The following is a 13,154-nucleotide window of genomic DNA, read 5'->3' on the forward strand; positions in this document are numbered from 1 at the left end:
GACCTCTCGTATGGATACCAACCATGTTCGAAAGTGGTGAGTAGCAAAACCCTTATTTTCCTAGTTCGTAAAATTAAACTATATCCTCATAAATTAAATTAATAATAAAAGTATCAGCTGCACTATTTTTTGTTTAATTTTTGTATACCTTTTAATTATATTTAGGTGTTTTTAAAATATGGAATGCTGGCCTTTTTAATACATAAAATAGGGTTGATGATAAATTTTCATTAACTATAAAAATATAGAGAATTTTGTTCATTTTTTGTAAAAAAGGTGTATAATATTGAACATAGGGAGGCGAATTAGAATGATTTCAAATCATCAATTTAACTTATTAGTATTTTTAAAAAATAAAGAAGAAAAAGTAACACAGCGAGAAATCGCAAAAGGACTTGACCTGTCTCTTGGGAAAGTGAATCATTTAGTAACAGAAGCTGAAGGACTTGGTTGGATAACTTCGGATTATTCTCTAACAGACAAAGGACTCGCTGAATTAGAACCTTATCGTGTTCAAAATGCCATTATTATGGCTGCAGGAATGAGTACACGATTTGCTCCACTTTCATATGAATCACCTAAAGGCCTATTGAATGTTAAAGGTGAGCGTTTGATTGAACGACAAATAGGTCAATTGAGAGAAGCTGGAATTGATAAAATTACAGTTATTGTTGGCTATATGAAAGAAATGATGTTTTATCTTGCAGATAAATTTGGTGTAGATATCGTTGTTAACGAGGATTATTATCGTTATAATAATTGCTCATCATTAATGCTAGTTCGTGAGCAATTAGGAAATACTTATATTTGTTCCTCAGATAATTATTTTACGGAAAATCCTTTTGAGGAATATGTATATAGAGGCTATTATGCTACAGTTTTTGCTAATGGAGAAACTGATGAATATTGTGTAGAAAAAGAGACAAATGGTTTCATTTCAGAGGTAACTGTTGGAGGCAAAAATACATGGTGTATGCTTGGCCATGTATATTTTGATCGTGAATTCAGTGAAAAATTTGTTCGTATTTTAGAGAATGAATTCCAACATGCCGCATTTAAAGAACAGTTATGGGAAGAGTATTATTATCGACATTTAGATGTATTAAAGTTAGAAGCGCGTCATTATTCAGAAGACGTAATTAAAGAATTTGATTCTTTAGCGGATCTTCGTGCATTTGATGAACAATATTTGATGCATACAAATTCAAAAATATTGCTCAATATTTGTAAGATACTGTCAGTATCACCAGCAGAGATTACTAATATTAAACCGATAAAAGACGGATTGACTAATACTTCTTTCCGTTTCGAGTGTAAGGATGAATCTTATGTTTATCGTCACCCTGGAAAAGGAACAGAAGAATATATTAACCGACTTAGCGAAGCAGCTTCGATGAAGATTGCGGCTGAATTAGGGATAGATCAAACTTTTGTTGCAATGGACGAAAATGAGGGGTGGAAAATCTCAAAATTTATAGAAAATGCAAGATTATTAGATTATGAAAATGATGAAGATGTTGAAAAAGCGATTGACTTCATTAGTCGCCTCCATTGTTCTGGTAAGACAACACCTTACGAACTAAGCTTCGAAAAAGATTTAGAAAAATTTAAGGAAAAATTGCAAAAGTGCAATCGTTTTGAGTTTGAAGATAAGGAAATATTAGAAGAGCTTGTACATCAAGTCATTCAATATTTACACAAGGATCCTGTGGAATTTGTTCTTTGTCATGGTGACTGTTATAGTCCGAATTTCCTAGTTGATAAAAACGGGAATATGAGCTTGATTGACTGGGAGTATTCTGGGATGGGGGATGCTGCTAGCGACATTGGCTGTTTCCTATGCTGTACAGATTACAGTTTAGACGAAGCTAAAGGATTTATTAATAAGTACTTTGAAAAGAATCCTGGCGTAGGTAGTCAACAGCATTTCTTAGGTATGGTTGGATTAGTTTCATACTATTGGTTCTTATGGGCACTTTTCCAAGAAAGTAATGGGAAACGTGTTGGTGAATATCTTTATAAGTGGTATCGTCATACGAAAATGTATTGTACTGAAGCTATAAGAATGTATCAGGGGGAAGAGAACTAGATGAAAAATGAAGTTTCAATCGAAAAGCTAATTTCCGAAGAAACAAAACGCCGGCTCAAATTGATGGAAGAAAAAGATTATGTATTTCCAGAACGCTTTTCAAAAATGGATTACCTCTGGGTGGGAATCTGTGTAGGAGTTAACCTAATCCTTATTATTTTGGCAATGAGTGGGGTGATTCAATAATGGCTTCTATGAATGATTATATTCAACAAGAAACGATTACAGGTGTTGTTCCAATGACAAATGGTGATCGTCAGTATTCGTTCTGGGATTTATTCTTATCTACTAGTGGATTTGCGATTGCAACTTGGTGTTATACACAGGGGGCCTATGTAGCACAATATTTATCGTTCAATCAAATGCTTATTAATATTTTTAGCTTTAATATCATTTGGGTATTTATTGAATGTTTACCAGTACTATTTGCCGTTCGTTACGGAATTGACTTGTGGATTTGGCTTCGATCGGTTCTTGGGCAAAAAGGAGTAGCACTTTTGTCAACAGTAATAAGTTTAGCAAACTTTGGTTGGTATGCAGTTACTGCGAATCTTTTTGCGAATTCCATGATACATTTAGCAAGTAACTTTGGACTTATGTTGGATAAGGCGATATGGGCACCAATACTCGGTACCATGTGCGTCTTTTTAGGGACTTTAATTGCTCTTAGTGGACCTGAAACTATAAAAGGAATTAATAGATACATGGTTGTTGCTTTGTTATTTGTTGGTTTGATTATAGCTGGAATTTGTTTTTTTGCAGTTCCTATAACAGAAATTATGAATGTACAACCCGCCGTTCAAAGTGAATTAACACCACTTGAACGATTCATGATTTCAGGTGAAGGTAATGTTGCTGTAGCATTTTCCTGGTCAACTCAGGCCTTCATTTTACCGCGCTTAGCAAAATCAGAACGTAGTGGATTTTGGGCTACTTCCTTATCATATGGTGTTGTAGCACCATTTTTTGCGGTCACAGGTGGCGTCATGGCACTTGCTATGTTCGTAAAAACTGGTGTATATGAAAGCGATCCGACAACGATGTTAGCTACTTTAAGTACGCCTACCTTTTCACTTTTAAGCCTATTGTTAGTTGCTTTTGCTAATATTGGGACTCAAGGGACTGGTTCATACGTTAACTGTATGATCGTGAAGAGCGGAATGCCAAAAATTAGTTATAAGCTAATGGTATGGATAGCCTTTGTGTATGTGAGTGCTTTGACTATTTGGGGAGGAGTAGATGAATACTTTGGTTCATTTATTTCGCTGGCTGCATATCTTCAAGGACCGATTATTGGAATGATTGTCGTTGACTTCTTTCTACTCAGAAAGCAAAAATTATCTCTGCGCTCGGCATATTTTATAGAGGGACATAAGGCATATGAGTATACAAAAGGATTTAATATTGTAGGAATGAGTTGTGTGTTTATCTCATTGCTCGTGGCAGTATTGTTTATTTATAATCCTGTGAATAAACAAATCCAAAGTCCGTTGTTTCTCATCACAACCGGTAGCGGATTTACAGCATTACTTGGTGGAGGATTATACTGGCTTGCTAGCCTGACTCCGTTAAAAGCTTATATGGTTCGTGATCGAGAAGAAGTTACAATTTAAGCAATTTAAAAAAATTAGAGTTGGTAGAGTTTTCTATCAACTCTAATTTTTTAAATTGCTGTGGAGTATTAGGTTTTATGGTATGATAAAGTCAGTTAAATGAGAATAAATAAATTATTAGGAGAAGATATGATTATTTCGATTATTATCCCTTGCTTTAATGAAGAAGACACAATTCACTTGTACTATACTGCGATGGAATCTGTACGAACTCAGATGCAAGAAGATTTTGAGTATATTTTTATAAATGATGGTTCTTCGGACAATACATTAGAAGTTTTAAGAGAGCTAAGTACAGCTACTGAAAATGTGAGCTATTTATCCTTTACGAGAAATTTTGGAAAAGAAGCAGCTTTATATGCTGGTCTAAAAGAATCAACTGGAGAATATGTTACAGTCATGGATTGTGACTTGCAGGATCCTCCAGAAATGCTTATTCAGATGAAACAAATGCTAGACAATGATGCAGAGTTAGATTGTGTTGGAACTAGACGAGTATCTCGAGAAGGAGAACCTCCTATTCGTTCTTTTTTTGCAAGTATGTTTTATAAAATTGTAAATCGTATTAGCCAAGTGGAAATGGTAGATGGGGCGAGGGATTATCGGTTGATGAGACGTAAAATGGTAAATGCTGTTTTAGAAGTCTCAGAATATAACCGTTTTTCAAAAGGAATCTTTGCATGGGTAGGATTTCATACAGAGTATTTAGAGTATAAAAATGTTGAGCGAGTAGCAGGGAAAACATCTTGGGATTTTTGGTCTTTATTTAAATACTCTATAGAGGGTATTGTGAACTTTTCGGAGACACCATTGAATATAGCTCTAGTGGGTGGGATTTTCTCGTGCGTGTTAGCTTTTATAATGATGCTCTTTATTTTTGTAAGAACATTGCTATTTGGAAATCCGACGTCAGGATGGACCTCAATTATGACTGTTATTTTATTTTTAGGTGGATTTCAATTAATGACTATAGGGATTCTAGGAAAATATATTGGGAAAATTTTTATGGAAACTAAAAAACGTCCTATATATATTATAAAGGAGAAACATGTTAAACAAATTAAATAGAAAAAAGACGATATACATTGCTAGTTGTCTCAGTATATTTTTATTAATTTATGTATTAAATCACTTTACTCTGTATACCTCAGATGATTATGTATATCATTTTATTTATCAAGATTCTATGCCAACAGGAAATGAGCAACCTATTAAAAATCTCATGGATTTAATAACTTCTCAAGTGACTCATTGGCAGGTTTGGAATGGTCGCTTCACGGCTCATTCTATAGTACAAACATTTATGCAAGTTCATAAAGAATATTTTAATATTTTGAATTCTATCATATTTTTAATGCTGATAATTCTATCTGATAAACTGAGTTCACGAATGATGAAACAAGAGAGAAAACCATTTAACAGTATTTATATTGTATTTCTATTCTTGATGTTTTGGTGGTTTCTTCCGGAAATTGGCAAGACGGTTTTATGGGTATCAGGATCTGGAAATTATTTGTGGACAGGGGTTATTGATTTATTGTGGTTATACCTGTTTATTAACTTTAGTATTTCTAAAAAATGGTCCATTTTAACAGTTCCGTTAGCTTTCTTCATGGGAGCGGGCAATGAAAACACCTCCCCAGCCATGATATTACTTGGTGGACTTTTCTTGTTTTATTTTTTCGTTAAAGAAAAGAAAATACCTATCAATAAAGTATTAGAACTTATTAGTGCAGTATTTGGATTTGTTTTAATGTTATCTTCTCCGGGATCTCAAAAAAGAGGGGGAGGTTACCCAATTCTTCCAAATTTAAAAAATAATATCCTTAGTTTGATTCAACGTTCATGGGAAAGATATTCATTTCTTTATGTATTATTAATTGTACTATTCGTTATTGCGATATTAGCTAGATATCTAAAGAAAGAACCCTTCATTTCTTTAATATTCCTGATAACAGCACATTTTGCCTGTATCTTTAGTTTGGTTGCTTCAAGAGAATGGCCACCACGTATATTTTTTGGATCAAGTGTACTTCTTTGTATTGCTGTAATTGTGATTGCAAAAGTTGTCTTTGAAAATAATGAATGGATCAAGCAAATAGCAATACTTGCAATACTGGTGTTGAGTGTTAAATTTGGATTTTCATATAAAAATGTAGTGAAGGATAACTATGAGACGTATACCTATGTTGAGAAACAATATAGTGATATATATAAAGCAATTGAGGAGAATCAAACTAGTGTGACCTTGAAGAGATTCCCTACACCACAGCATCTTTATAATGCGTACCTTGGTACTGCTAATTTAAAGGATAAGAGTGATGCGTGGTTTAATCAGTGGATGGCGGTCTATTTTGGTATCGATAGAATAGAGAGTGTTTCATCTGAAGAATAGCTTAAAGAATTCAAAAAAGACCGATTGGTTTTCCAATCGGTCTTTCGATTATTTATAATTCAAGATAGTTAACGCTACTTGTAGAACAATAGCTCCAAGGGTTCCGATTAACATTAATACAGCAACCACACGTGTAATTTTTTCAACGGTTGAAAGATTACGTTTTTTATTTGCCAACACAATCGCTCCTTTTTTCTAGTTTCTGTAATAGTTTACCGTAAACTAGAGCGAATTACTAGTCTTAAATACTTAAACTACCTTTATAAAATTGAAAATGATTGAAATGAAAACAGAAGAGATGAAAGAAAAACGGCCAAAAACCTTTCAAATATTAACGATTTTTGTTAACATAGGAATGGAAAATAAAACAAATTGGAGGAAGTTTTATGTCAAAACAACAAATTGGTGTCGTGGGTATGGCTGTTATGGGACGTAACTTAGCTTTAAACATTGAAAGCCGTGGCTATAGCGTTTCGATTTACAACCGTACAACTTCAAAAACAGACGAAGTGGTTGCTCTACATCCAGATAAAAAATTAGTACCAACATACACAGTAGAAGAATTTGTACAATCTTTAGAAAAACCAAGAAGAATCTTATTAATGGTAAAAGCTGGGGAGGCTACTGATAAGACCATTCAAAGTTTACTTCCACATCTAGATAAAGGTGATATTTTAATCGATGGAGGAAATACATTCTTCAGAGATACAATGCGCCGTAATGAAGAACTTGCAAACTCAGGGATCAACTTCATCGGTACGGGTGTATCTGGTGGAGAAGAAGGAGCCTTAAAAGGACCTTCCATCATGCCTGGTGGACAAAAAGATGCATACGATTTAGTAGCTCCAATTTTAGAAGAAATCTCTGCTAAAGCAGACGATGGAGCTCCATGTGTGACTTACATTGGACCAAACGGAGCAGGTCACTACGTAAAAATGGTTCATAACGGAATCGAATATGGGGACATGCAATTAATCGCTGAAAGTTACGATATCTTACGTCGTGTTGGTGGATTATCTGTAGAAGAATGCGCTGAAGTGTTCAAAGAATGGAACCAAGGCGAATTAGACAGCTACTTAATCGAAATCACAGCAGACATTTTAACGAAGAAAGATCCTGAAACAGGTCGTCCAATGGTTGACGTGATTATGGATACTGCTGGAAACAAAGGTACTGGTAAATGGGCTTCACAAAGCGCATTAGACTTAGGGGTGCCACTTCCTTTAATTACGGAATCAGTATTTGCACGTTTCGTTTCAACATTGAAAGAAGAACGTGTTGCAGCAAGCAAAGAATTAGCAGTAACAAAAATTCCAGAATTAACAAATTCAGAACGTCAAGCCTTGATCGAACAAGTTCGTAAAGGATTATACTTCTCTAAAATTATGAGTTACGCACAAGGGGTTGCTCAAATGCGTGTAGCAAGTGAAGAGTTCAATTGGGACTTAAACTACGGCGAAATCGCGAAAATCTTCCGTGCAGGATGTATCATCCGTGCGCAATTCTTACAAAAGATTACAGATGCGTTCGAACGGGATCCTCAATTGAAAAACTTATTATTAGATAAGTACTTCTTATATGTAACAGAATCTTATCAAGATGCAGTTCGTGATGTTGTTGTAACGGCTGTTCGTGCTGGTATCCCAGTACCAACATTCTCAAGTGCATTAGCATACTATGATTCATATCGTTCAGAAACATTACCTGCAAACTTAATTCAAGCACAACGTGACTACTTCGGTGCACATACTTACAACCGTGTAGATAAACCAGGAACATTCCACTTCGAATGGGCTCAAGAAAAAGAGATTGAACAATAATTATAAATGACGAAGTCCTAGCCAACGTGGCTAGGGCTTTTTTGTTTGTTCAATCAAAATGAACCAATCAGTTCATTTTGAAAATTGGATTGAGTAAAATTGACAGAAAATTTCATTAAATTCTATTAAGAAACACATGAATATGGTATTATAAAACTGTTAGGGATAAAATATGAAGGGAGCTTAAATATGCAAAAAAATCAACGTATATTAATTATCGAAGACGAAAAAAATTTAAGCCGATTTGTAGAATTAGAGTTGCAACATGAAGGTTATGAAACAAAAGTATGCTCAGATGGAAGAACTGGTTTGCAAGCAGCTATTGATGAATCTTGGGATGCTATTTTATTAGATTTAATGTTACCAGAAATGAATGGATTAGAAGTTGTTCGCAGACTACGACAAGTCAAACAAACGCCGGTTATCATTATGACTGCGAGGGATTCTGTTATGGATCGAGTGGTTGGACTGGACCAAGGAGCAGATGACTATGTGGTGAAACCATTTGAAATCGAAGAAATATTAGCAAGATTACGTGCTTTATTTAGACGCTTGCAAATGGAAGAACAATCTCGTAATATAAAACAAACAAAAGTAGAATATCGTGACTTAGTGATTGAAGTTGAAAATCGTGTAGTACGAAGAGCTGGCGAAGTCATTGACTTAACTAAAAAAGAGTATGAACTCCTTCTTTTATTGATGGAAAATATTGATATTGTTTTATCTCGGGAAATCTTATTGAAAAAAGTCTGGGGATATAAAAATGAAGTTGAGACGAATGTTATTGACGTTTATGTGCGATATATTCGCAATAAAATTGATGTTCCTGGAAAGGAAAGTTATATTCAAACGGTTCGTGGTACAGGATATGTAATGAGAAGTTGAGGAAAAGATGATGAACTCAAATAGTCAACATAAATCAGTAGCAAAAAAATGGTGGTGGGTTATTTCAGCCACCATTTTTGCCTTGCTGGGGATATTAACTACGATTCTTATCCAAGGTCAAATTATGACTTTAAGAGAAAATGAAAAAAATCAAACAATCGTTTATGCTCAAGTAGTTTCCGACTTACTTTCAAGGAAGTCAGAAAATTTAACGGCTGCGGATATTGTTTCTATCTTAAATGAAGCGGAGCAGTATGAGCAAAGGCAAAACGGTATCTATAAAAAGAACAGTAGCTTTTATCCAATGAATGAGGAATTAAACATTCGCGTATTTGACACAAGTAGGGAACTAATCTTCCAAACGCAACAATGGCAAGATCCACTACAAGTATCTAGTACGCTAGAAACCAAATTCGTTCCTTTATCGACAGGAGAAGAAAGCATTCAAGTAACAATGCCGATTTTATCGAGAACGAATCGCTTGCTAATTGGTCATTTACAAATTATTAACCGGATGGCAAAATTAACAGAATTGAAAAAACAGTTGCAGAAATTATATATCCAATTGTTAATTATGGAAGCCGTGGTAGCTATTGGGTTGGCTTATTTCATCTCTAGACTTATTTCCAAACCTATTGAACAAATTCATGATATTATAGCGTCCATTAATGAAGATAATATTGATAGTAAGCGGCTAATTATTCCTAAGAAAAATGATGAATTCGCAGTAGTTTCACAACAATTTAATGAATTACTTGATAAAATTAGTTTTTATATTTCTCAGCAAAAACATTTCGTGGAGGATGTTTCTCATGAGTTACGAACGCCAGTAGCGATTGTCGAAGGGCATCTCAAACTGTTGAATCGATGGGGAAAGGATGATCCAGAGGTACTTGAAGAGTCCTTAGAAGCTTCATTAGCAGAAATTAAACGTATGAAAACTCTTGTCCAAGAAATGCTTGATTTGTCTAGAGCCCCTCAAGTAAGAGAGCAGTATAAAGATGCGACTACAGAAGTGGTGGATACTTTAACACAAATAGTGGCTAATTTTAAAGTATTGTATCCAGACTTTACGTTTGTTTTGGATATTGATTCAAAAGCTGACTTATTGTCGCCTATCTATAGAAATCATTTTGAACAAGTTATTATCATTTTGTTGGATAATGCGGTCAAATATTCAACGAATCGTAAAGAGATTATTGTTAGCTTATCAACGGTAGCGGATCAAGTGGAAATTGGAATCCAAGATTTTGGCATGGGGTTAAGTGAGGAAGATAAAAAGAAAGTGTTCTCTAGATTCTATCGAGTTGATAAAGCCCGTTCAAGAGAACGTGGGGGAAATGGATTAGGTCTCTCAATTGCAAAAGAACTGATAGAAGGATACAACGGAAGTATCAGCCTAACCTCCCATTTAGACCAGGGAACAGTTTTTAAAGTGAAGTTGCCGATTCTAAAATAACTAATGAATCGCTCTCTTTGTCATAAGGAAGGGCGTTTTATAGTTTACTTTTCTATTCTTATAACTTACACTAGAAAAGTAGTATTTTATCAATTGCAGGCTACTTGCTTGCGTATTCTATTCAAGGAGGACAACTCATGAGCGAACAACATGTACTTATTACATTGTTTGGAGCAACAGGTGATTTAGCTCATCGTAAACTTTATCCTGCAATTTTCCGTTTATTCCAAAAAGGATTCATTAAAAATCATTTTGCTGTCATTGGGACAGCACGTAGAGAGTGGACTGATGACTATTTTAGAGATGTCGTAAAACAGTCTGTACAATCTTTAGTAAAGAGTGAGGAAGAATTAAATCAATTCTTATCGCATTTTTACTATCAACCACATAATGTGAACGATACTCATCATTATGTCGTTTTAAAAGAGCTTTCTGAAAGATTAGACGAAACCTATCAAATCAATGGGAATCGTGTCTTTTATCTTGCGATGGCTCCAAATTTCTTTGGAACCATTACAGAGCATTTAAAAGCAGAGCAATTATTAACACCAAATGGTTATAATCGTTTGATTATTGAAAAACCATTCGGAAAAGATTTTGCATCGGCTCAGGAGTTAAATCATCAACTTCGTCAATCATTTGATGAAAATCAAATTTATCGAATTGATCATTATTTAGGAAAAGAAATGATTCAAAATATTTCAGCGGTTCGATTTGCAAATCGTGTTTTTGAGGCATTATGGAATAAAGAAAATATTGACCATGTCCAAATTTCATTGTTGGAGCAAGTCAGTGTAGAAGAGCGTGGTGGGTATTATGATACTAGTGGCGCACTTCGTGATATGGTCCAAAACCATATTTTACAAATTCTTGCTTTAGTGGCGATGGAACCACCTGTTTCATTTGGAGACATTCGTAAAAATAAAATAAAAGTGTTAGAGCAACTTCGCCCATATACTGCCGAAGAAGTGAAGGAAAACTTTGTCCGCGGACAATATGGACCTTCCGAAGATGGATTGAAACCGGGGTACCGAGAAGATGCAAATGTAGCAGATGATTCGAATATGGAAACCTATGTTGCTGGTAAAGTATTTATCGATAATGAACGTTGGGAAGGAGTTCCTTTCTATGTTCGAACAGGTAAGAGTCTGCATTCAAAAGAAACGATCATTGATGTTGTCTTTAAAGAAGCAGGCTCACCATTATTCTGTGGCATCGATGGTTGTCCATCCAACCGTATTTCTATTCATATTACACCTCGTGAAGGATTCTGCTTCGTGATTAATTCGAAAGCCGTTGGAAATACCATCGCGCTTCAAACAAGTCACTTGGAAAAAATCTTCGATGAGAACTTTGCGATGAGCAGTCCAGAAGCGTATGAACGTTTAATTCTTGACTGTATCGAAGGCGATATGACGAACTTCACGCATTGGGAAGAAGTAGCCGCTTCTTGGAAATATGTAGATATCATTCGACAAACTTGGGACAGCGAAATTGCTGAAGAGTTCCCAAATTATGCTGCTGGAAGCAAAGGACCACAATCAGGTTTCGATTTAATCGAACGTGATGGTCGCAAGTGGGTTGACCGCGACTAATGAAATAGTGCAAAGACTAGGTGAAAACCTAGTCTTTTTATTTTCTAAACAGTAAAGAGAGCAGCCCTTCTTCTTTAAAAGCGAAAAAAATGTTTAAAAGAAATCCGTAAGGATCTTTTAGGAATCATTATTTTACTGTTTTATATGAATCATTTCCTTCGCGCAACCTCGTTTTCTTGAAAAGGTCGCTCTTTTTCTGTAAACTGTTTTCTATATAGGAGGCGCGCATGACGATTAAAGAATTTATTCGACTTAGTTTATTAAAACCTAATAAAATTTGGACTATTTTACAAAATCCCTTGAAAAAGATAAAAGGAATTTTTTTCTTGTTGGTCCTTATCATTTCCATTCCGAATTTTCTTCGAGCCAATGAGTTTATTGGAAAAATTGCGGAGAATATAAAAGTAGTAGAACAAAAATTCCCTGAACTTTCAGTAAAGGATGGGAAATTAGTTGCTGATCAACAATCTGGTTTCTTGTATCGTTCGGACGCCTTTAATGTGTTGTTTGATCCAACTGGAAAATCTACAGATAATGATGTTAGTGCGGAATCTAACCAAGGCATTCCAACTATTGCATTCCTGCAAGATCATATGGCCTTAGATACAGTCTTAAATTCAGCAAAAATTTCTTATAGCGATATTGGTGAGTTAAACAAAAAAATGATTCATCAGTATATCGAAGAGTTTAATGCGAATCTATGGATGGTATTACTGGGTGTCATGTTATTCATGTTTGTATACAATAGCTTATTATTATACGTAATATTGATTATTGTAGGCTTTATTGTTCGATTGTTTGCAGCTCTATTTATGGGAGCATGGATTCAAATGCCAACTTCAGTTTCGAAACAATTAACAATGGCAGCAGCCTTTCTTCCAGCTGTTTTGTATAGTTTAATTGCCATTTTAGGAGTTGGAGGAGGAATCAGTATTTTCTATTATTTATTAGTAACAACGACCTTTAACTGGCTTCTCGGGATGAAAGAATTTATTGATATAGAAAGTAAAAAGAAACAGTAACTTAAAAACCACCTAGAAACTAATTTTAGTTTCTAGGTGGTTTTCTTTTGAGAAAATCTACAAAAATAAATAGCAGAGACTGAATTTCTAAAATGAGATTACGAAGAAATATACGGATTCTATAGTAATAGTGACGGGAAGTCGCATTAAAACGAATTAGGAGACGTAGGAATATAATTCCGTACGTCCCCTTTGAGGCTTTAAAGGCGAGAGACCTTAGGCTCGAGCCGATGCCTCGCCACTATTACTATGAAGATATCCGTAAGGCTTCTTCGT

Annotated in this window: 11 protein-coding genes; 10 read left to right on the forward strand and 1 reads right to left on the reverse strand. The window is 34.9% G+C overall.

Annotation, left to right across the window (positions count from 1 at the left end):
• Positions 1 to 310: 310 nt before the first annotated feature.
• The 5 genes from Q0594_RS05400 (at position 311) to Q0594_RS05420 (ending at position 6,097) form a co-directional block, all read left to right on the forward strand.
• Positions 311 to 2,089, forward strand: a complete 1,779-nt coding sequence (locus tag Q0594_RS05400) for a phosphotransferase (RefSeq protein ID WP_298730292.1) — start codon at positions 311 to 313, stop codon at positions 2,087 to 2,089.
• The gene (locus Q0594_RS05405; RefSeq protein WP_298730294.1) at positions 2,090 to 2,275 is read left to right on the forward strand and encodes a hypothetical protein; all 186 of its coding nucleotides are present in this window, start codon (positions 2,090 to 2,092) and stop codon (positions 2,273 to 2,275) included.
• The gene (locus Q0594_RS05410; RefSeq protein WP_298730296.1) at positions 2,275 to 3,702 is read left to right on the forward strand and encodes a cytosine permease; all 1,428 of its coding nucleotides are present in this window, start codon (positions 2,275 to 2,277) and stop codon (positions 3,700 to 3,702) included. Before Q0594_RS05405 ends, Q0594_RS05410 begins: the two co-directional genes overlap by 1 nt.
• 129 nt (positions 3,703 to 3,831) lie before the next feature.
• The gene (locus Q0594_RS05415) at positions 3,832 to 4,770 is read left to right on the forward strand and encodes a glycosyltransferase family 2 protein (protein WP_298730414.1); all 939 of its coding nucleotides are present in this window, start codon (positions 3,832 to 3,834) and stop codon (positions 4,768 to 4,770) included.
• Positions 4,751 to 6,097 carry a DUF6056 family protein gene (locus Q0594_RS05420; protein WP_298730297.1) on the forward strand — a complete coding sequence of 449 codons (1,347 nt, stop codon included), beginning with the start codon at positions 4,751 to 4,753 and terminating at the stop codon, positions 6,095 to 6,097. Before Q0594_RS05415 ends, Q0594_RS05420 begins: the two co-directional genes overlap by 20 nt.
• Positions 6,098 to 6,145: 48 nt before the next feature.
• Here the strand turns inward: Q0594_RS05420 and Q0594_RS05425 are convergent, their stop codons facing one another.
• Positions 6,146 to 6,274 (reverse strand): DUF4044 domain-containing protein, encoded by a 129-nt coding sequence (locus Q0594_RS05425; RefSeq protein ID WP_298730299.1) that lies wholly within the window; start codon positions 6,272 to 6,274, stop codon positions 6,146 to 6,148.
• A 209-nt stretch (positions 6,275 to 6,483) separates the two neighbouring features.
• Between Q0594_RS05425 and gndA the strand changes: the two genes are divergently transcribed.
• The 5 genes from gndA (at position 6,484) to Q0594_RS05450 (ending at position 12,878) form a co-directional block, all read left to right on the forward strand.
• The gene (gene gndA, locus Q0594_RS05430; RefSeq protein ID WP_298730301.1) at positions 6,484 to 7,917 is read left to right on the forward strand and encodes an NADP-dependent phosphogluconate dehydrogenase; all 1,434 of its coding nucleotides are present in this window, start codon (positions 6,484 to 6,486) and stop codon (positions 7,915 to 7,917) included.
• A gap of 189 nt (positions 7,918 to 8,106) precedes the next feature.
• The gene (locus Q0594_RS05435) at positions 8,107 to 8,802 is read left to right on the forward strand and encodes a response regulator transcription factor (protein WP_298730303.1); all 696 of its coding nucleotides are present in this window, start codon (positions 8,107 to 8,109) and stop codon (positions 8,800 to 8,802) included.
• Positions 8,803 to 8,812: 10 nt separating this feature from the next.
• The gene (locus tag Q0594_RS05440; protein ID WP_298730305.1) at positions 8,813 to 10,261 is read left to right on the forward strand and encodes an ATP-binding protein; all 1,449 of its coding nucleotides are present in this window, start codon (positions 8,813 to 8,815) and stop codon (positions 10,259 to 10,261) included.
• A gap of 137 nt (positions 10,262 to 10,398) precedes the next feature.
• Positions 10,399 to 11,856 carry a glucose-6-phosphate dehydrogenase gene (gene zwf, locus Q0594_RS05445; protein ID WP_298730307.1) on the forward strand — a complete coding sequence of 486 codons (1,458 nt, stop codon included), beginning with the start codon at positions 10,399 to 10,401 and terminating at the stop codon, positions 11,854 to 11,856.
• 227 nt (positions 11,857 to 12,083) lie between these two features.
• On the forward strand, positions 12,084 to 12,878 hold the full coding sequence (locus Q0594_RS05450; RefSeq protein WP_298730309.1) for a DUF1189 family protein: 795 nt from the start codon (positions 12,084 to 12,086) through the stop codon (positions 12,876 to 12,878).
• The last annotated feature ends 276 nt before the right edge of the window (positions 12,879 to 13,154 follow it).

Source organism: uncultured Granulicatella sp. (genome assembly GCF_938030755.1).
Taxonomy (GTDB): domain Bacteria; phylum Bacillota; class Bacilli; order Lactobacillales; family Aerococcaceae; genus Granulicatella.

What these genes read in the sequence shown, in the direction of transcription:
- Q0594_RS05415 (WP_298730414.1), top strand. Translation starts at nt 3,832, where the DNA reads ATGATTATTTCGATTATTATCCCTTGCTTTAATGAAGAAGACACAATT.
- Q0594_RS05420 (WP_298730297.1), top strand. Translation starts at nt 4,751, where the DNA reads ATGTTAAACAAATTAAATAGAAAAAAGACGATATACATTGCTAGTTGT.
- Q0594_RS05405 (WP_298730294.1), top strand. Translation starts at nt 2,090, where the DNA reads ATGAAAAATGAAGTTTCAATCGAAAAGCTAATTTCCGAAGAAACAAAA.
- Q0594_RS05440 (WP_298730305.1), top strand. Translation starts at nt 8,813, where the DNA reads ATGAACTCAAATAGTCAACATAAATCAGTAGCAAAAAAATGGTGGTGG.
- Q0594_RS05435 (WP_298730303.1), top strand. Translation starts at nt 8,107, where the DNA reads ATGCAAAAAAATCAACGTATATTAATTATCGAAGACGAAAAAAATTTA.
- Q0594_RS05410 (WP_298730296.1), top strand. Translation starts at nt 2,275, where the DNA reads ATGGCTTCTATGAATGATTATATTCAACAAGAAACGATTACAGGTGTT.
- zwf (WP_298730307.1), top strand. Translation starts at nt 10,399, where the DNA reads ATGAGCGAACAACATGTACTTATTACATTGTTTGGAGCAACAGGTGAT.
- Q0594_RS05450 (WP_298730309.1), top strand. Translation starts at nt 12,084, where the DNA reads ATGACGATTAAAGAATTTATTCGACTTAGTTTATTAAAACCTAATAAA.
- Q0594_RS05400 (WP_298730292.1), top strand. Translation starts at nt 311, where the DNA reads ATGATTTCAAATCATCAATTTAACTTATTAGTATTTTTAAAAAATAAA.
- gndA (WP_298730301.1), top strand. Translation starts at nt 6,484, where the DNA reads ATGTCAAAACAACAAATTGGTGTCGTGGGTATGGCTGTTATGGGACGT.